The sequence below is a fragment of the Rhodovarius lipocyclicus genome (assembly GCF_009900765.1).
Lineage (GTDB): Bacteria > Pseudomonadota > Alphaproteobacteria > Acetobacterales > Acetobacteraceae > Rhodovarius > Rhodovarius lipocyclicus.
Genome location: NZ_JAAABL010000007.1, coordinates 97,516 through 115,936, shown reverse-complemented (window position 1 = coordinate 115,936; position 18,421 = coordinate 97,516). Strand labels below are relative to the sequence as shown.

Here is an 18,421-nt window from a genome sequence, read left to right as displayed (position 1 = left end):
CACGAAAAAGGGCGCCTCACCGTGGCCGGTGAAGCGCCCGCATCAGCCGTTCGCGAGAGGCGCTCAGGAGCGCCAGTCGGTGCCCTGGCCCTCGATCAGCGCCAGCGAGGAATCCCAGGCGAACTGGGAGCTTTCTAGCGTGCGCGGGCCGTTGAACTGCGCCGCGGTCTTCAGGCGCACTTCCTCGGGCGGCAGGATCAGCTCGGCGCCGCCGGCCAGCGCCGCCACCTGCGCCTGGCAGGCGCGCTCCAGATAGTAGATCTGCGACCAGGCCTCGGGGATGGTGCGGCCGCCGACCAGCAGGCCGTGGTTCACCAGGATCATCGCCTTGTGGCTGGGGCCGAGGTCGGCGATCAGGCGCTCGCGCTCATCCAGGTCCAGCGCGATGCCCTCATAGCCGTGATAGGCCAGGTGGCCGTAGAAGCGCAGCGCATGCTGGCTGATGGGCAGCAGCCCGTGCTTCTGCGCGGACACCGCGATGCCGGCGGAGGTGTGGGTGTGCACCACGCACATCAGGTCCTCACGCGCCATGTGGATGGCGGAGTGGATGGTGAAGCCGGCCGCGTTCACCTTGCGGGAGGACATGGCATCGCCGGCGCCGTCTTCCAGCACGTTGCCGTGCAGGTCCACCTTCACCAGGTCGCTCGCGCGCATCTCATGGAACAGCACGCCGTAGCGGTTGATCAGGAAGTGATGCTCGGGCCCCGGCAGGCGGGCGGACAGGTGGGTGTAGATCAGGTCCGTCATGCGATGATGCGCGACCAGGCGGTACAGCGCGGCCAGGTCGCAGCGGACTTCCCATTCCTCGGCGGAGATGCCGGCGGGCACCTGGCCCTTGCTCCCCGATGTCACGGCAATGTTCATGATCTTCTCCTGTCTCTCGCGCGGCAAGGCGGTGTGGCGGCAGACTGCGGCGTAACGCAGCGGTAAACAAGGGGCAGGCTGGGTGTCCTTTACACCTGCCGGCCCGCCAGGAAGCCCTCATGGACCGCTTCTTCGGCACTGCGGGGCGACAGGCAGTCACCTGCCAGCAGAACAGGCACGCCGATGCCCGCCAGCGCCTGTTCCAGCCCGGTCTCGGAGGCATGGCCGGTGGCCAGCACCACCGTGTCCACCCCCTCGCGCGGCATCGCCTCGCCCGAGACATTGTGCATGAGGTAGGCGGTGGTGCCGTCCACGCCATACAGCCGGGCATCGGGCACGATCTCCACCCCCAGCCGGTGCAGCCGCGCGATCCAGTGGCTGCGCAGATACATCTGCAGGTTGAAGCCGGCATGTGGCGCGTCCACCGCCAGGGTCACGCTGTGCCCGTCCAGCACCAGTTTTTCGGCGACACCCATTCCCACCCAGTCGGCCCGCCAATCGGCCACCAGCACCCGGGCGCCGGTGTTGGCGCTGCCTTGCAGCACCGCCCAGGCGCCGGTCACATGGCCGTCCTCCCGACCCTCGACCGGGGGTTCATAGGGGGTGGCGCCGGTGGCGACGATCACGGCATCCGGTGCCAGGGCCTCCACCAAGGCGCGGTCCACCCGGGTGTTCAGCCGCACCTGCACCCCGGCCTGCGCGATCTCGCGTTCCAGATTGGTGATCAGCCCGCCGAATTCCGCGCGCTCCGGCAGCAGCTGCGCCAGCAGGGCCTGGCCGCCCAGGCGCGGCCCGGCTTCGCACAAGATCACGCGATGGCCGCGCCCGGCCGCCGTCACCGCCGCCTTCATGCCGGCCGGCCCGCCGCCCGCCACCAGGATGGTGCGGCTGGGCCCGCGGGCAGGCGGCGGCAGCTTCGCCTCCCGCCCCGTCAGCGGGTTCTGGATGCAGGAAATGCCGTAGCCCGCGTGGAAATGCCCGATGCAGGCCTGGTTGCAGGCGATGCAGGCGCGGATGTCGTCGAAGCGCCCCTCCCGCGCCTTGTTGGGCATCTCGGGGTCGGAGATCATGGCCCGCGCATGCCGCACATGTCGGCCTGGCCGGCGCGCAGCACGGCCTCCGCGATCTGGGGCTGGTTGATGCGCCCGGCGACGAAGACCGGCAGCCCGGTCGCGGCGCGCAGCGCGCCCGCCTGCGGCGCCACATAGGCCGGGGGAATGCCCATGGGCGGCACCACATGGATCGACCCGCCATGCCCCGCCATGGAGCCCACCGTGACGTTCAGGTAGTCGAGCGTCCCCATCTCCGCCAGCGAGGTGCAGGCGGCGATGACCTCGGCCGGGAGCAGGCCCTCCGGCTCCAGCTCCTCGGCCGAGATGCGTATGCCCAGGATGCGTGTGCCGATCGCGGCCCGCGCGGCCCCCAGGCATTCCACCAGGAAGCGCAAGCGGTTTTCCGCCGAGCCGCCATAGCGGTCCGTGCGCAGATTGGTGCGCGGGTTCAGGAACTGCGCGAAGAGCAGGGCATGGCTGGCCACCAGCTCCACCCCATCCAGCCCGGCCTCGGCCATGCGGCCCGCCGCGGTGCCGCAGGCCGCGACCAGCTCCTCCACCATCTCCGTCGGCATTTCGCGTGGCATGGTGTGGAAGCGATGGTCCGGCACGGCCGAGGGCGCGAAGGCGATATCCCGTAGCCCGCCCCGGATGCGGCGGCTGACCCGGCCGGAGTGGGAGAGCTGGCCGAAGATCCTCGCGCCATGCCCGTGCACCGTCCGGGCCAAGGCACGATAGCCGGGGATGGCGTCGTCGCTGGTCAGGATCAGCTCGGGCGAATCCGTGAAGGAGGAGGCATGGAAGCGCGCCGATTCCACGATGATCAGCCCCGCCCCGCCGCGCGCCCGGGCGGCGTGATAGGCGATCATGTCCTCACCCGGGACGCCGCCCTGGGCCAGGAACGTCTGATGCCCGGTGGAGAGGATGCGGTTGCGGATCTGCAGGTCGCGGATGCGCAGCGGAGAGAACAAGCGGTCGAGGCGAGGGGGCATCGCATGTTCCTCAGGAAGGCGGTGAAAAGATAGGGATATTTTTCACGGAAGTGAAGGGTAGACCAGGAGGGGCGCCGCCCCTCCCGGACCCTCCCTGCCAGGAGCCGAAAGGCCCCTGGACCCCAGGAGTTTGGTGCTGGTCCTGGAGAGGTTTTTCCCATTGTTTTTTATAATGAAAATTGGGTCAAATCTGCCAAGGTAAGGCACCAAACGGTTGGGGTGCAGGGGCCATTCGGCTCCTGCCGGGTGTCCAGAGGGCGGCGCCCTCTGGTGGGGGTCTGGGGGCGAAGCCTCCAGTCCGTCCATGAAAATTCCAAAGATTTTTTCTCAAACATGAAATTGCCTTGAGCCCCACCCCGCCTCCCGCTAACCAGACCGCACCACAGCCGGACCGCCGCCGTGACCCTCGCCCTGCCCGAGCCCACCATCCACCGCCCCTACGAGGCCGGCGCCTTCCGCATGCAGCTGGGCCTGACCTCGGTGGCGGAGCCGGACTGGATCGAGTTCGACCGCCACTACCCGGCCCATATGGCCGAGCGCCGGCGCCTGCTGCGCGACCATGCGCCGGAGGTGGTGGAGGCCGTCCCCGGTTCCGAGCCCATGCAGGCGGAGCTGCTGGACACGCTGGCCGAGCATCTGTGCCAGCATCATCCCGCCTGGTTTTCCCGTGCGGGGAACACCCTGCGCAACCATCTGCTGGGGGAGGCGCTGCCCCTGGATGCCCCGCCGCTCGACCTGGTGGGGCGGCTGGTGCAGGAGGATGTCTGCCTGCTGCGCGACGAGGGCGACGGCACACTGACGCTGGTGGCGGCGGTGCTGTGCTTTCCCAGCCGCTGGCGGCTGTCGAGCAAGATGGGCCGGCCGCTGGGCGCCATCCACACCCCGGTGCCGCTGTACAGGGACAAGCTGGAACGCCCGGTGGACCGCTTCCTGTCCACGCTGAAACAGGGGCGCATCGCGCAGCGGCTGAACTGGTCGATCATGGACGACCCCACCCTGTTCCAGCCCACGGGGCATGGGGTGAACGACTTCGCCACCGTGGTCACGGCGGAAAACGCCGGCGAGACGCTGGTGATGCGGGTGGAGCGCCAGACCTTCCGCCGCCTGCCGCGCACGGGGGCCATCGCCTTCGGCATCCGCGTGCATGTCACGCCGCTGGCCACCGTCATCGCCGCGCCGGGAGAGGGCGCGCGGCTGCTGGACGCCGTGCGCGCCTTGCCGCCGGAGATGGAACGCTACAAGAGCATGCTTCCCTTCCGCGAGGCGCTGCTCGCCCATCTGGAACGCCATGCCTGACGACACACCCCCCGCCGAGCCCCTGCTGATCGGCCGCCAGATCCGCGAACTGCGCAAGATCAAGGGCCTGACGCTGGCCGAGATGGCGGCGCGGCTGGGGGTGTCGATCGGGCATCTCAGCCAGATCGAGCGCGACCGCTCGCGCCTCAGCATCGGCACGCTGAAGGCGATCAGCGACGTGCTGGGGGTGCATATCAACTGGTTCTTCCAGCCCCAGCCCGAACGCCCGCCCGAGGAGGTGGAGTTCATCGTGCGTGCCAACGGCCGCCGGCGCATGACCTTCACCGGGCTCGGCATCCAGGAGGAATTGCTCTCCCCCAACCTGGCCGGCCCGCTGGAAATGCTGCTGAGCACCATCGAACCCGGGGCCGACAGCGATTTCTACAGCCATGAAGGCGCGGAAGCCGGGCTGGTGATCGAGGGCACGCTCGACCTGTGGGTGGGGGAGAGGCGCTTCCGGCTGGAGGCGGGGGACAGCTTCTCCTTCCGCAGCACGGAGCGGCACCGCTGCGCCAACCCGGGCGAAGTGCCCACCCGGGTGGTGTGGGTGATCACGCCGCCGCATTACTGAGGGGGGGGGCCGCCAGTCAGGGGCTCCGCCCCCGACACCCCCGCCAGGACCGAGCACGGTCCTGGACCTAGATCAGTTTGGCGCTGATCCTGGGAAGGTGTTTCCCATTGATTTTTATAATGGAAAAGGCGCCCCGCCTGCGAAGGTAAGGCGCCAAACTCCTGGGTTCCAAGGGCCTTTCGGCCTTTGGCGGGGTGGTCAGGGGCAGAGCCCCTGACTGGGGGTTCGGGGGCAAAGCCCCTGAGCGCCCCCTCACCCCGCGACCGACAACCCTTTCACCCTATGCTTCCCGATCAGCGCGGCCACCAGCCCGCTGGCCTTGGCTTCCTCCACGCAGGCTTGCAGGAAGGCGGCGCCGGCCGTGTTGGCGCGCGCGGTGCCGATGGCCTGTTGCACGGCGGTGAAGCGCCCTTCCAGGATGCGCGCGCCGGGCAGGGCCGCGGCATCCTCGATCAGCCGGGGGCGCAGCCCGGCGAGGACTTCCAGCTTCTGGTCGCGGAACAGTTCGAAGGCGCCGGGGATGCTGTCGCTGTGCAGCAGCTGGGCGTGGCGGATGTTGCGTTCCAGCCACAGGTCATAGGCGGCGCGCGCCGTGACGGCGATGCGGTGGCCGGGCTGGTCCACCTCCTCCAGCCGGGTGATGGGGGAATGGGGCGGGACCAGATAGGTCGCCTCGATCTCGCAATAGGCGTCGGTGAAGGCGATGCGCTCGGCGCGCTGCGGTTCGGCGCCGATCAGCCCGATATCCCAGGCGCCGGTGCCCACGTCATCGGCCAGGGCGCCGGGGCGGGGATAGGGCACGTACTGCACCGGCACGCCCAGCCGCCCGGCGATGAAGGCTGCCATGTCCGGGGAGACACCCTGGGGCTCGCCCGCCGGGCCCCGCCCGGTGACCAGCAGGAAATTGCTGAGGTTGATGGCCGCGCGCAACACGCCGCCCGGCGCGAGCTGGGAGAGGATGTCTGGGTTCATGCGCGCATCCTGGGGCCTTGGCACCAGGGCGAAAAGGGGCGGCACGCGCCGCCCCCCCGGTATCAGCCGACTTCGAGCAGTTCCACGTCGAAGACCAGCGTGGCGTTGGGCGGGATCACGCCGCCGGCGCCGCGCGCGCCATAGCCCAGCTCGGGCGGGATCACGAGGCGGCGCTGCCCGCCCACCTGCATGCCGACCACGCCCTGGTCCCAGCCCTGGATCACATGCCCGGCGCCCAGCGGGAAGCGGAACGGGTCGCCCCGGTCGCGGGAGCTGTCGAATTTGCGGCCCTTGTTCTCGGGCGCCGCCTCGTCGAACAGCCAGCCGGTGTAGTGGACGGCCACATAGCGGCCGGCGGTGGCGGTCTCGCCGGTGCCGATCTTGATGTCAGTCATCAGGGTTCTCTCGATAGGATCGCCCCAAATTGGCGCGGTTTGCGAAATACGCAACCGCGCCCGCCCGGTTCAGTCGTCGTAGCGGACGGGCGTGTTCAGCGCGTCATCCTCATGGCGCTTCCAGTACAGGTCGAGGATGCGGGTGGTGATGGGGCCGGGCCGGCCGTCGCCCAGCTTCCGGCCCTCGTACCAGGTGACCGGGGTGATGCCGCCGGCGGTGGTGCTGGTGAAGATCTCGTCGGCCTCGGCCACTTCCTCGGCGCGGACGGGCCGCACCTCGCAGCGCAATTGCAGGTCGGCCGCGATCTCGGTCACGGTGCGGCGGGTGATGCCTTCGAACATGCCGCGGTCGGGCGTGGCCAGCGCCCCGTCCTTGACGATGAAGATATTGAAGCCCGGCCCCTCGGTCACGGTGCCGTCGGCCAGCGGCAGCACCGTCACGGTGGCGTCGCGGTCGTAGGCCTCGAACAGGCTCATGGTCAGGTCCAGCCAGTGGAAGTTCTTGATCCGCTGGTCGAGGGATTCGGGCGGGATGCGCTGGGTCTTGGCCAGGACCATGCGCAGGCCGTCGCGCCGCTGTTCCTCGTTCGCGATCCACAGGAAGGGCTGCACATAGGCATAGAGCCGGTTGCGGCACAGGCGGGGGTCGCGCGTGCCCGGCGGCTGCACCCCGCGTGAGCACATCACCATGATGAAGGCATCCCGGTAGCCGGTGCGGCGGACGCATTCCATCAGCACCTCGGCCAGTTCCCCGTCCGTGTGCGGCAGGGACATCCGCAGCCCGGCCATGGAGGCGCGGAAGCGCGCGATATGGTCGGCCAGGCGGAAGATCCGCCCCTTCCAGACATGCAGCGCGTCATAGGTGATGTCGGAGCGCAGGAAGCCCCGGTCCAGGATGGGGATGGAGGCCTCGGCGAGGGGCATGTAGCGCCCATCCATATAGGCCACGCCCTGCACGGCGGCCAATTCGTCGATCGCGTTCATGCCGCCGTCGTCTCCCGTCCCTCGAAGCCCGCCACCGCGCCCGCGACGCAGCGCGCGATGGTGTCCATGTTGTAGCCGCCTTCCTGCACCAGCACGGTCGGCAGGTTCAGCGCGGCCAGCCGCGCGCCGATGCGCCGGAACCCGTCGAAGGTGATGGACAGGCCCTCGGTCGGGTCGGCCTCATGCGCATCGACGCCGAGCGAGACGACCAGGGCCTCGGCCTGGCTGGCCGCGATCCGGGCGCAGGCGGTCTCCAGCGCGGCCAGGAAGGCGGCGTCGCCCGTGCCCTTGGGCAGCGGCAGGTTCAGGTTGAAGCCGAGCCCCGCACCCTCGCCGCGCTCATGCGCGTGGCCCACGAAATAGGGATGGTAGTCGATGGGGTCGCGGTGCAGGGAGGCGAACAGCACGTCGTCCCGCCGGTAGAACACCGCCTGCGAGCCATTGCCGTGATGCACGTCCACATCGATCAGCGCGACGCGGCCGAAGCGCTGGCGCAGGTGCTGGGCCGCGATGGCGGCGTTGTTCAGGAAGCAGTTGCCCCCGCCCATATCGGCCGAGGCGTGATGGCCCGAGGGGCGGCACAGCGCATAGACCGCGCGCTCCCCCTTCAGCACATGTTCGGCGGCCTCGACGGCCAGATTGGCGGAATCGAGCGCCACCGCCCAGGTGTGCTCCCCGATCGGGGCCCAGCAATCATGCATGTGGTAGCCCGCGCGCCCGACGATCGAGACCGGGTAGCCATGGTCCATGCCGCGCACGGGGAAGATATAGGGGAACACATCCTGCGAGGCGCCCTCGATCTTCCGCCACTCGCCCCAGGCATGTTCCAGGAAGTCGAGATATTCCGGGGTGTGGATGGCGGCGACGGGCTTCATGCCGTGCGGGGCGGCGTTCAGCAGCGTGTGCCCGTCCTGGCGCAGGGCGGCCAGGATGTTCTCCGCCCGCGTCGGCAGGTCCCGGTTCGCCACCACCCTGCCATGGCGGAAGGTCTCGCTGGGGCGATGCCCGGCATGGTGGGGTGAGAAGAAGGCCTTCATCAACGAGGTCCCGGCGCGTGAAGCCGAATAAATTCGACTTTCGGGAGGATGTCAGCGCGCCTTCGCCGCCGCAAGCGGAATTTGCCGGGAAACATCGAATTCCCGTGAAGGGTCAGCCCTCCAGCGGCTGCGCGCGCTTTTCGGCGTATTCGCCCACATACAGGCGCAGATAGGCCAGCTTCGCCCGCAGCGCCTCGGCGGCCATGTCCGGCTCCACCTGGCCGCCGCGCGCGAAGGACAGCGCCCAGACCGCGTCCGAGATGGTGACGGAGACCGCCATCGCCTGTTCCAGGGCGGGACTTTCCGCCACCACGAAATGCTGGATCAGCTTGCGGTAGTAGATGCCGCCGATGCGCCGGTTGGCGCTCAGGTCGGCGGCGCGGATCTCCCAGCCGGTCTCGGGCCCCAGGAACAGGCGCATGGCCACCGGATGCTCGTGGTAGAAGCGCAGGGACATCTCGGCATGAATGGCGCTGAGGTCGCTCCAATGCGTCAGCCGGTCGTGGGGGATGGGGCTCAGGGCCAGTGCCTCGAAGCCTGCCAGATAGCGGCGGGCCAGGCCCATCAGCAGGGACTGGCTGGTGGAGAAATAGTGATACAGCGAGGCCGGCGGCAGCCGCGCTTCCTCCGCCACCTGTTGCAGGCTGACATCCGTGCCCGCCTGCCGGCGGATCACGAGGTCGGCGGCATCCAGGATCTTCTCCATCCGCGCGCGGCCCCTCGCCTGGCGGTGCGGTTCCTCGATGATGGCGGCGGGCTGACGCAAGGCTGTCTCCTGGGGCGGGGAATTTATCGAATTTTATCGACTCCTGCAATTGCCCGGCAGGCATGGGCTGGGCATGATCGGCGCAAGGCGCATCACGACCGGGGAAACCTTCATGCAACAGGCTCAGGCGGAACTTCAGGCCAGCGAATGGCTGGCCCGGCTTCAGGCGCGGCTGGCCGCCCGCGATGCCGCCGGCGCCGCCGCCCTGTTCCTGCCGGACGGCTTCTGGCGCGACATGCTGGCCTTCACCTGGACCATCGAGACGCTGGAGGGCGCGCCCGCCATCGCCGCCATGCTGGCCGCGCGGCTGGAACCCACCGGCGCCGTCGCCTTCGCCCTGGAACCCGGCACCGCGCGGGAAGACGCGGGCGTGCTGGAAGCCTGGTTCCGCTTCGAGACCGCCCAGGCCCGCGGGCGCGGCCATCTGCGCCTGAAGGATGGCCTGGGCTGGACCCTGCTGACCGCGATGCAGGAGCTGAAGGGCCATGAGGAAGCCGCCGGCCCCCGGCGCCCGCGCGGCGTGGAGCACGGCGCCCGGCGCGGCCGCCGCAGCTGGCTGGAGGAGAAGCAGGCCCATGAGGCCGCGCTGGGCGACAGCATCCAGCCCTATTGCCTGATCATCGGGGGCGGGCAGGGCGGGCTGGCCCTGGCGGCGCGGCTGAACCGGCTGCGGGTGCCGGCGCTGGTGATCGACAAGCTGGCCCGGCCCGGCGACACCTGGCGCAGCCGCTACCGCGCCCTGTGCCTGCACGACCCGATCTGGGCCAACCACCTGCCGGACCTGCCCTTCCCGGACCATTTCCCCGTCTTCCTGTCCAAGGACCAGATGGGCGACTGGCTGGAATCCTATGCCAGCATCATGGGGATCAACATCTGGGGCTCCACCGAGGCGCGCTCCGCCCAATACGACGAGGCGGCGGGCGAATGGCGGGTGGAGGTGCTGCGGGAAGGCCGGCCGGTCACGCTGCGCCCGAAGCAGCTGGTGATCGCCACCGGCATGTCCGGCGCGCCCGCCATGCCGCGGCTGCCGGGTGCCGAGGCGTTCCTGGGCCGGCAGATGCACTCCAGCGCCTATACCGGCGGCGAGGCCTTCGCCGGCAAGACCTGCGTCGTCGTGGGGTCCAACAACTCCGCGCACGATATCTGCGCCGATCTGTGGGAACACGGGGCGCGGGTGACGATGTTGCAGCGCTCCCCCACCACCGTGGTGCGGATCGAATCCGTCATGCGGTTCAGCTCCGGCAAGCTGTTCTCGGAGGCGGCGCTGGCGGCCGGCATCACCACGGAACAGGCGGATTTCATGATCGCCTCGCGCCCGTTCCGGCTGGTGGAGCGCATCCAGAAGGGCATCTACGACGAGATCCGCGCCCATGACGCCGATTTCTACGCGCGCCTGGAACGGGCCGGCTTCCAGCTGGATTTCGGCGAGGACGAGACCGGCCATTCCATGAAGTATTTCCGGCGCGGCTCGGGCTACTACATCGATGTCGGCGCCAGCGAGCTGGTCTGCCAGGGAGAGATCGCCCTGCGCAGCGGCGTGCAGGTGGCGCGCCTGCTGCCGGACGGGCTGGAGCTGAACGACGGCAGCACCCTGAAGGCCGACCTGATCGTGCACGCCACTGGGTTCGAGCCGATGGAAAGCTGGATCGCCCGGCTGATCTCGCCGGAGGTCGCGGCCAGGGTCGGGCATGTCTGGGGGCTGGGCTCCGGCACGCGGAAGGACCCAGGGCCCTGGGCGGGCGAGCTGCGCAACATGTGGAAGCCCACCGCCCAGCCCGGGCTGTGGCTGCAGGGCGGCAACCTGCAACAGGCGCGCTTCTACTCGCGCATCCTGGCCTTGCAGCTGAAGGCGCGGATGGAGGGGCTGCCCACGCCGGTCTTCACGGGTTAACCAGCGGCCGGCGCCGCCAGGGGCTGGGCTTCGCCGCCCTGGGCGTAGCGCCGCGCCAGCCAGGCGCAGACGATCAGCTGGATCTGGTGGAACAGCATCAGCGGCAGCACCACCAGCCCCACCTGGCTGCTGGCGAACAGCACGCTGGCCATGGGCAGGCCGCTGGCCAGGCTTTTCTTGGACCCGCAAAAGACCAGCACGATGTCGTCCTCCCGCGCCAGGCCCAGCCCGCGCGACAGCATCAGGCTGATGCCCAGGGCCACGGCCAGCAGCGCGCAGCACAACAGCGCCAGCACCGCCAGCTGCGCGGGCGAGAGCTGGTGCCAGATCCCCTCGCGCACGCCCTCGCTGAAGGCGGCATAGACCACGAGCAGGATGGACAGCCGGTCCATCCGGCCCAGCAGCGCCTTGTTGCGCGTCACCAGCCCGCCGATCCAGGGGCGCAGCGCCTGGCCCGCCGCGAAGGGTAGGAACAGTTGCAGCGCGATGCCGCGCAGGGCGTCGAAGGACAGCCCGCCGCTGCCCGAGGCCTCCGGCATCAGGGCCGCGACCAGCAGCGGCGTGACCACCATGCCCAGCAGGTTGGACGCCGAGGCGCTGCACACCGCCGCCGCCACATGCCCGCGCGCGATGGAGGTGAAGGCGATGGAGGATTGCACGGTGGAGGGCAGCAGGCACAGGAACAGCACGCCGGCCTTCAGGCCTTCCGGCAACACCGCGTTGGGGAGCAGCCCGGTCAGCACCCCCAGGGCGGGAAACACCACGAAGGTGACGCCCAGCACCGTCAGGTGCAGGCGCCACTGCGCCAGCCCCTGCAAGGCCGCCTGTGGCGCCAGCCGCGCACCATACAGGAAGAACAGGAAGGCGATGGCGATCCCGGTCGCGTATTCCAGCACCTCCGCCCCCAGCCCGCGGGCCGGCAACACGGAAGCGAGGGCGACGGTGGCCAGCAGCGTGGCGACGAAGGCATCGATAGGCAGGCGGAGGCGCATGACGGGCATCTGCGCCCCCGCGAACCCATTGTGAACCGTGCTTGTCATACTGATGGTGATCGTGAATCATGATGGGCAGTGGAGGCCCCCATGCTGGAACCCATGCTGTTGCGCAGTTTCCTGGCCGTGGCCGAGCGCGGCGGCTTCTCGGCGGCCGCGCGGCACCTGGCGTTGCAGCAATCCACCGTCAGCGGCCATATCCGCCGGCTGGAACAGGGCTGCGGCCGGCGGCTGTTCCTGCGGGACACGCACAGCGTGGCCCTGACCGCCGATGGCGAGGCGATGCTGGGCTTCGCCCGCTCGGTGCTGGAGACGGAGGCGCGGGCGCGACGGCATTTCTCGGCGGCCAAGCTGCGCGGCCGGCTGCGCTTCGGCGCGTCGGAGGACGTGCTGCTGCAGGGCCTGCCCGACATCCTGCGCGACTTCACCCAGGCCCATCCGGGCGTGGAGCTGGAACTGACCGTGGGCATGAGCGGCCTGCTGCACGCCCGCCTGGCCGAGGGCGCGCTGGACCTGGTGCTGGCCAAGCGGCCGGAAGGCGACGCGCGCGGCCGCACGGTATGGCGGGAGCCATTGGTGTGGATCGGCCGGCTCGGCTACGCGCCCGACCCCGCGGAGCCGCTGCCGCTGATCCTGCTGGCAGCCCCCAGCATCACCCGCACCCGCGTGCTGGAGGCGCTGGAGCGCGCGGGCCGTGCCTGGCGCTTGGCCTGCACCAGCGGCAGCCAGACCGGGGTGGACGCGGCCGTGCTGGCCGGGCTGGGGGTGGCGCCGCACGCGGCCAGCCTGGTGCCGCAGGGCCTGGCCACCCTGCACGGCCCCGGCCTGCCGGAGCTGGGGGAGGTGGAGTTCGTCGTGCAGGGCGCGCGGCAGGGGGGGCAGGGCGCGCGGCGGGGGCCGGCGGCCGCGCTGGCGCAGTTGCTGGAGGCGAGCGCCGACCGGCTGCGCCGCCCGCTCAGTGCCCGGTGAAGGCGGGCGGGCGCTTCTCGGCCTTGGCGCGGCGACCCTCGGCGTAGTCGGCGCTGGCGTAGCAGGCATCCTCCGCCACCTGGGTGCGGGCGCGGTCGGGGGGCGCGTCGCGCCGGGCCAGCTCCTGGAAGGCGATCTTGGCGGCGCGCAGGCTCAGCGGCGCATTGGCCGCCAGTTCCCGCGCCAGCGCCGCCACGCTGGCCTCCATCGCCGCGATATCGGGCAGCACGGCCTGCGCCAGGCCCAGGGCGAGCAGCTCCTCCCCGCCATATTGCCGGCCGAGCAGCACCATCTCCCGCGCGCGGGAAAGCCCCACGACGTCGGCCACCTTCTCGATATCCTCCAGCCGGTAGGGCAGGCCGAGGCGCACGGCGGGGATGCCCACCCGCGTGTCGGCGGCGGCATGGCGGAAATCGGCCATCAGCGCGAATTCGAACCCGGCTCCCAGGCAATAGCCGTGCATGGCGGCGATGATGGGCTTTTCCATGCGTTGCAGGGCATTGGCCACCTCCCGCTGCCAGGCATTGTAGCGCGCGGCGGCCTCCGGGTTGGCGCGGATGGTGTCGAATTCGCTGATGTCGTTGCCGGTGCAGAAGGCGCGCTCACCCGCGCCGGCCAGCACCAGCACGCGGATGGCCGGGTCTTCCGCCACGCGCGCCAGGAAGCCGGGCAGGGCCTGCCACATCTCGGCATTCACCGCGTTCAGGCGGCGCGGGTTGTCGAGCGTCAGCCGCGCCACGCCATCCGTGACCTCGAAGCGGATCAGGCCGGTCACAGTGCCTTCTCCGCGCGCAGCGTGGCGATCTCCTCGGCCGAGAAGCCGAATTCCGCCAGCACCTCATCCGTGTGCTGGCCGCGATCGGGGGTGGGGTTGCGGGGGTTCCGCACCCCCGGCATCTGGATCGGCGTGCGGACCAGATGGAGCTCGCCCAGCTTGGGGTGCTGCACGGGGAAGGACAGGTTCAGGTGCCGCACCTGGGTGTCGGCGAAGACCTGGTTCATGGAATAGACCGGGCCGGTGGGCACGCCCGCCTTGTTCAGCCGCTCGATCCAGTTCTGCGCCGTGTCGCCCAGCAGCTTGGCTTGCAAGGTGGCATTCACCTTGGCGCGGTTGGCGGAGCGCGCCTTCTCGGTCGCCAGCTCGGGGGCCTTGGTCTCCTCCTCCAGCCCCAGGGTCTCCACGATGCGGCGCCACATCTCGTCGCCGCCGGCGGCCAGGTTGATCACGCCATTGGCGGTGTGGAACAGGCCGGTGGGCACGGTGGTGGGGTGGTCGTTGCCCGCCTGCTGCGGCACCTCATGCGCCATGGTCCAGCGGGTGGCCTGGAAGTCCATCATCGCCACCATCGCCTCCAGCAGCGAGGTATGCACCCAGCGCCCCTGGCCGGTCTTCTGGCGGTCGATCAGCGCGATCAGGATGCCGATGGCGCAGAACATGCCGCTGGTCAGGTCCGCCACCGGGATGCCCACGCGCATGGGCCCGCGCCCGGGCTCGCCGGTCACGCTCATCAGCCCGCCCATGCCCTGGGCGATCTGGTCGAAGCCCGGGCGGCGGGCATAGGGCCCGTCCTGCCCGAAGCCCGAGATCGACCCCAGGATGATGCGCGGATTGATCTTCGCCAGCGACTCATAGTCGATGCCGAGCCGCGCCTTCACATCGGGGCGGTAGTTCTCCACCACCACATCGGCCTGGGCGACCAGCCGCTGGAACACGGCCAGCCCCTCGGGCTTCTTCAGGTTCAGCGTGATGCCGCGCTTGTTCCGGTGCACATGCTGGTAGTCGGGGCCGTTGCGCGCGCCGCCCATGCCCTTGCCGGTATCGACCTCGTCCGGCGCCTCGATCTTGATGCAGTCCGCGCCCCAATCGGCCAGCTGCCGCACGCAGGTGGGGCCCGAGCGCACGCGCGTCAGGTCCAGCACCTTGATATGGGAGAGAGGGAGGGACATCAGCGCGTCTCCGGCAGGTGGATCACGATGTTACCGCCTGCTTCCACCATGGCGCGAGCGCCGGGCGGGATCAGGAGGGTGGACATGGCTTCCTCGATGATGGCGGGGCCGATCACCTCGGAACCGGCGGCGAGCCGCCTGCGGTCCAGCACCGGGGCGCTGAACGGGCTGTCGCCGAAGCGGGCCTGGCGGGCGCCGGTTGCCGCCTGGCCCTCGGCGGCCACCGGCACTTCGGGGTCCAGCGTGCCCTCGGCCGTGCTGCCGGTGACGGAGACGCGGATGTTGATGATCTCGATCGCGGCCACCGCCGGGCGGCGGCTGAACACGCGCTCATAGCCCGCCTGGAAGGCTTCGCGGATGCCGGCCTCCGTGCCCGGGCCATAGGGGCCGGCGGGCAGTTCGGTGATCAGCTCATAGCCCTGGCCGACGAAGCGCAGGTCCGCCGCGCGGCGGATCGACAGTGCGGCCCCGGCGCCGAGCGTGGCGCCGATCACGGCGCGGGCCTGGGCTTCCAGCTCCGCGTATTCGGCATCCAGCGCGGCCCAGTCCAGCCCGTCCAGCCGGCGTGTGACGGTCGCCACCCGGTCCACCCGGGCGGGCGCCAGCAGCAGGCCGAGCGCCGAGGCCACCCCCGCGCCCGGTGGGCAGATCACCTGGGAGATGCCCAGCCGCCGCGCCAGCTCGCAGCCATGCAGCGGGCCGCCGCCGCCGGTGACCAGCAGGGCGAAATCGCGCGGGTCATGGCCCTGTTCGGCCACATGCACGCGCGCCGCCGCCGCCATGGTCTCGTTCACCACGGCATGGATGCCGGCGGCGGTGCGCGGCACATCCAGCCCCGCTTGCGCCGCCAGCCCCCCCACGGCGGTTTCGGCGGCCTCGGTGGACAGCTTCATGGTGCCGCCCGCGAAGGTCTCGGCATCCAGATAGCCCAGCAGCAGATTGCCGTCCGTCACCGTGGGTTCCGTACCGCCGCGCCCGTAGCAGGCGGGGCCGGGGACGGAGCTTGCGCTGCGCGGCCCGACCTTCAGCAGCCCCAGCGCGTCATGGGCGGCAATGGAGCCGCCGCCCGCGCCGATCTCGATCAGCTCGATGGTCGAGATGTTCAGCGGCAGGCCGCTGCCAGCGGTGAAGCGGCGTTCGCGCCCCGCCTCGAATTTATGAACCACCAGCGGCTCGCCGCCATGCACCAGGGCCAGCTTGGCGGTGGTGCCGCCCAGGTCGAAGGCCAGCAGGTCGCGCTTGCCGGACCGCGCGCCGAAGAAGGCGGCCGAGAGCGCGCCCGCCGCCGGGCCGCTTTCCAGCAGCTGCACCGGCACGCGCTTGGCCTCATCCACATGCGTCAGCCCGCCATTGGACAGCATCATGAACAGGGGTGCCGCGATGCCGATGCCGGCCAGGTCGCCCGACAGGCGGTTCAGATACTTCTCCGCCAGCGGCTTCACATAGGCATTGGCGACGGTGGTGGAGCTGCGGTCGAATTCGCGGATCTGCGGCGACACGTCGCAGGACAGCGACAGGATCAGCCCCGGGTGGCGCTGCGCGATCAGCCGCGCCGCCTCACGCTCATGCGCCGGGTTGGCGTAGGCATGCAGGAAGCAGATGGCGAGCGACTCGACGCCCTGGGCCACCAGCGCGTCGGCGGCGGCGAGCACGCTGGCGGCATCCAGCGGGATTTCCACCGTGCCATCGGGTGCCAGGCGCTCCAGCGCCTCCTGCCTGAGCGCCCGGCGCACCAGGGGCTGGGGCAGCGGCAGGTGCAGGTCGTACAGCTCGTATTTGCGCTCATGCCCGATTTCCAGCGTGTCGCGGAAACCCTGGGTGGTCAGCAGGCCGGTGACGGCGCCGCGGCGCTCGATCAGCGCGTTGGTGAACAGGGTGGTGGCGTGCACCACGCGGTCTACCTGGGCGGCGTCGGTGTTTTCCGCCGCGAACAGGTGCGCGATGCCCGCCACCACGCCGCGCGCGGGGTCCGATGGGGTGGTCAGTTCCTTGTGGGCGGCGAAGCGGCCCGTGGCGTCGTCGTACAGCACGATATCCGTGAAGGTGCCGCCGATATCGATGGCCAGCGCGCTCATAGCTTGGTCTCCGTCACCAGACCGTCCTCGATGTCCTGCGCGGCCAGTGCCGCGTCGCGTTGGGCTGGGTCGCCATAGCCGCCGCCGCCGGGGGTGCGCAGTTCGACCGTGCTGCCGGGGTTCAGGATGTGCTGGCGCTTGGGGTCCACTACCGTGCCGTCGATCAGCACGGCGCCGGGCGTGCCCGCCCCGCCGCCCGCGAGGCCGGGGGCCGCCGCTTCCTGCCGCGTGCGCTCGGCCATGAAGGTGATGGCGACGGGGGTCGGGTTGCGGCTCTCGAAGGCCCATTCCTGGCCGGTGCCGCCGCGATGCTCGCCGGTGCCGCCGGTATCCACCCGCAGGCGGCGGTGGCGGATGCGGAAGGGCGCGCCCTGCTCGATCATCTCGACCGGCGCGGCGGACACGTTGGACGGCCAGGACAGCACATTCGCGCCGTCATGCGCGGCCCCGGCGCCGTAGCCGCCATTCATGAAGAACTGGTTCGCGATCGGCGAGCCATCCGCCCGCACCCCCGCGAAATTCAGGCTCCAGAGCGGGGAGCCCACGCCCGCGATCACCTTGTCCGGGATGGCGTCGGCCAGCGCCTGCAGGATCATGGGCGGGATGAAATGCCCGGTCAGGGCGCGGTTGGCCCCGGCGAAGGGCGGCGTGGAATTCAGGATGCAGCCCACGGGGGCCGAGACGGTGATCGGCCGGAACGCGCCCTCATTGTTCGGCACCTCCGGGCACAGCGCCGCCTTCACCGCGAAGGCGGTATAGGCCAGCGTATAGGCGAGGCAGACATTGATGCCGCGCGGCACCTGCGGGTCGGTGCCCGCGTAATCGGCCATGATGCTGTCGCCCTGCTTGTGCAGCGCCAGCTTCAGCCGGATCGGCTGTTCGAGGCCGTCCGTCACGACGTCCGCGTGATAGATGCCATCGGGCACGGCGCGGATCGCCTTGCGGGTCGCGGCCTCGGAGCGGCCATGAATCTCGTCGGCCAGCGCCACCAGGTCTTCCAGCCCATGCTCGCCCAGCAGGGCGCGCAGGCGGCGTTCCATCAGGTCCAGCGCGGTGAACTGGGCATAAAGGTCGCCCATCACCTGGTCCGGCACGCGGGTGTTCTTGCGCAGGAAGCGCACGAAGGTGTCGTCGATGGTGCCTTCCCGCACCACCTTCATGATCGGGATCTGCAGGCCTTCCTCATACACCTCACGCGATTCGGCCGTGCGGATGCGCCCGCCGATGTCGGGCGCATGCGCCACGGAGCCCGCGAAGGCCAGCAGCTTGCCATTGAGGAAGATCGGCTTGGCCACCGTGATGTCCGGCAGGTGGCCGGTGCCTAGCCAGATATCGTTGGTGATCAGGATATCGCCCTCGCGCAGCGTCTCGGGCGGGAATTCGGCCAGGAAATGCCCGATGGTGCGCGGCACGGTGCACAGGAAGGACGGCACGCCATCCGTCGCCTGCACCAGGGAATGGCCGCGCGCGTCGGTCAGCACGCAGGCGAAGTCATGGCTTTCCCGCACGATGACGGAAAAGGAGGTGCGCAGCAGTGCCGCCGCTGCCTCGTCCACGATGGAGACGAGGCGCGTCCAGAGCAATTCAAGCGTGACGGGATCGAACTTGATGGTCATCC

At 70.3% G+C, this 18,421-nt stretch carries 17 protein-coding genes; 4 read left to right on the top strand and 13 right to left on the bottom strand.

The features are described 5' to 3' along the window. Positions 1-63: 63 nt before the first annotated feature. From GT007_RS09015 to GT007_RS23030, 3 genes are all read right to left on the bottom strand, one after another. Positions 64-864 carry a class II aldolase/adducin family protein gene (locus tag GT007_RS09015; protein WP_160121269.1) on the bottom strand — a complete coding sequence of 267 codons (801 nt, stop codon included), beginning with the start codon at positions 862-864 and terminating at the stop codon, positions 64-66. Positions 865-953: 89 nt separating this feature from the next. Further along, positions 954-1,934 (bottom strand): FAD-dependent oxidoreductase, encoded by a 981-nt coding sequence (locus GT007_RS23035; protein WP_201451843.1) that lies wholly within the window; start codon positions 1,932-1,934, stop codon positions 954-956. Continuing rightward, entirely contained in the window at positions 1,931-2,908 is a 978-nt protein-coding gene (locus GT007_RS23030; RefSeq protein ID WP_201451842.1) for an oxidoreductase, read from the bottom strand. The genes GT007_RS23035 and GT007_RS23030 overlap by 4 nt, the downstream gene beginning before the upstream one ends. 399 nt (positions 2,909-3,307) lie before the next feature. Between GT007_RS23030 and GT007_RS09005 the strand changes: the two genes are divergently transcribed. Together GT007_RS09005 and GT007_RS09000 are read left to right on the top strand one after the other, a co-directional pair. Next, the gene (locus GT007_RS09005; RefSeq protein ID WP_236571571.1) at positions 3,308-4,204 is read left to right on the top strand and encodes a heme-dependent oxidative N-demethylase family protein; all 897 of its coding nucleotides are present in this window, start codon (positions 3,308-3,310) and stop codon (positions 4,202-4,204) included. Further along, positions 4,197-4,775 (top strand): helix-turn-helix domain-containing protein, encoded by a 579-nt coding sequence (locus GT007_RS09000; protein ID WP_160121268.1) that lies wholly within the window; start codon positions 4,197-4,199, stop codon positions 4,773-4,775. Before GT007_RS09005 ends, GT007_RS09000 begins: the two co-directional genes overlap by 8 nt. A 252-nt stretch (positions 4,776-5,027) precedes the next feature. On the opposite strand, the gene GT007_RS08995 is transcribed toward GT007_RS09000, so the two are convergent. From GT007_RS08995 to GT007_RS08975, 5 genes are all read right to left on the bottom strand, one after another. Further along, positions 5,028-5,747 (bottom strand): transporter substrate-binding domain-containing protein, encoded by a 720-nt coding sequence (locus GT007_RS08995; RefSeq protein WP_160121267.1) that lies wholly within the window; start codon positions 5,745-5,747, stop codon positions 5,028-5,030. 62 nt (positions 5,748-5,809) lie between these two features. Continuing rightward, positions 5,810-6,142, bottom strand: coding sequence for an FKBP-type peptidyl-prolyl cis-trans isomerase (locus GT007_RS08990; RefSeq protein ID WP_160121266.1), 333 nt, complete (start codon positions 6,140-6,142; stop codon positions 5,810-5,812). Positions 6,143-6,211: 69 nt separating this feature from the next. Next, entirely contained in the window at positions 6,212-7,126 is a 915-nt protein-coding gene (locus tag GT007_RS08985) for an aminotransferase class IV (RefSeq protein WP_160121265.1), read from the bottom strand. Then, complete coding sequence (locus tag GT007_RS08980) at positions 7,123-8,163, bottom strand: histone deacetylase family protein (RefSeq protein ID WP_160121264.1); 1,041 nt, start codon at positions 8,161-8,163, stop codon at positions 7,123-7,125. The genes GT007_RS08985 and GT007_RS08980 overlap by 4 nt, the downstream gene beginning before the upstream one ends. A 112-nt stretch (positions 8,164-8,275) precedes the next feature. After that, complete coding sequence (locus GT007_RS08975; RefSeq protein WP_236571570.1) at positions 8,276-8,929, bottom strand: TetR/AcrR family transcriptional regulator; 654 nt, start codon at positions 8,927-8,929, stop codon at positions 8,276-8,278. 112 nt (positions 8,930-9,041) lie between these two features. Between GT007_RS08975 and GT007_RS08970 the strand changes: the two genes are divergently transcribed. Continuing rightward, positions 9,042-10,820, top strand: coding sequence for a flavin-containing monooxygenase (locus tag GT007_RS08970; RefSeq protein ID WP_160121263.1), 1,779 nt, complete (start codon positions 9,042-9,044; stop codon positions 10,818-10,820). On the opposite strand, the gene GT007_RS08965 is transcribed toward GT007_RS08970, so the two are convergent. After that, positions 10,817-11,860 carry a bile acid:sodium symporter family protein gene (locus GT007_RS08965; protein ID WP_236571569.1) on the bottom strand — a complete coding sequence of 348 codons (1,044 nt, stop codon included), beginning with the start codon at positions 11,858-11,860 and terminating at the stop codon, positions 10,817-10,819. The two genes, GT007_RS08970 and GT007_RS08965, sit on opposite strands and share 4 nt — an antisense overlap. A 42-nt stretch (positions 11,861-11,902) precedes the next feature. Here GT007_RS08965 and GT007_RS08960 point away from each other — a divergent pair, with 42 nt between their 5' ends. Then, entirely contained in the window at positions 11,903-12,781 is an 879-nt protein-coding gene (locus tag GT007_RS08960) for a LysR substrate-binding domain-containing protein (protein WP_160121262.1), read from the top strand. Here GT007_RS08960 and GT007_RS08955 read toward each other — a convergent pair. From GT007_RS08955 to GT007_RS08940, 4 genes are read right to left on the bottom strand one after another with little or no spacing between them, the layout of a single operon-like run. Then, the gene (locus tag GT007_RS08955) at positions 12,768-13,556 is read right to left on the bottom strand and encodes an enoyl-CoA hydratase-related protein (protein WP_160121261.1); all 789 of its coding nucleotides are present in this window, start codon (positions 13,554-13,556) and stop codon (positions 12,768-12,770) included. The genes GT007_RS08960 and GT007_RS08955 overlap by 14 nt on opposite strands. Beyond that, a complete protein-coding gene (locus GT007_RS08950) occupies positions 13,553-14,728 on the bottom strand; it encodes a CaiB/BaiF CoA transferase family protein (protein ID WP_160121260.1) in 1,176 nt (391 codons plus the stop codon). The genes GT007_RS08955 and GT007_RS08950 overlap by 4 nt, the downstream gene beginning before the upstream one ends. After that, a complete protein-coding gene (locus GT007_RS08945; protein WP_160121259.1) occupies positions 14,728-16,803 on the bottom strand; it encodes a hydantoinase/oxoprolinase family protein in 2,076 nt (691 codons plus the stop codon). The genes GT007_RS08950 and GT007_RS08945 overlap by 1 nt, the downstream gene beginning before the upstream one ends. Next, positions 16,800-18,419 (bottom strand): hydantoinase B/oxoprolinase family protein, encoded by a 1,620-nt coding sequence (locus GT007_RS08940; protein WP_160121258.1) that lies wholly within the window; start codon positions 18,417-18,419, stop codon positions 16,800-16,802. The genes GT007_RS08945 and GT007_RS08940 overlap by 4 nt, the downstream gene beginning before the upstream one ends. Positions 18,420-18,421 lie beyond the last annotated feature (2 nt).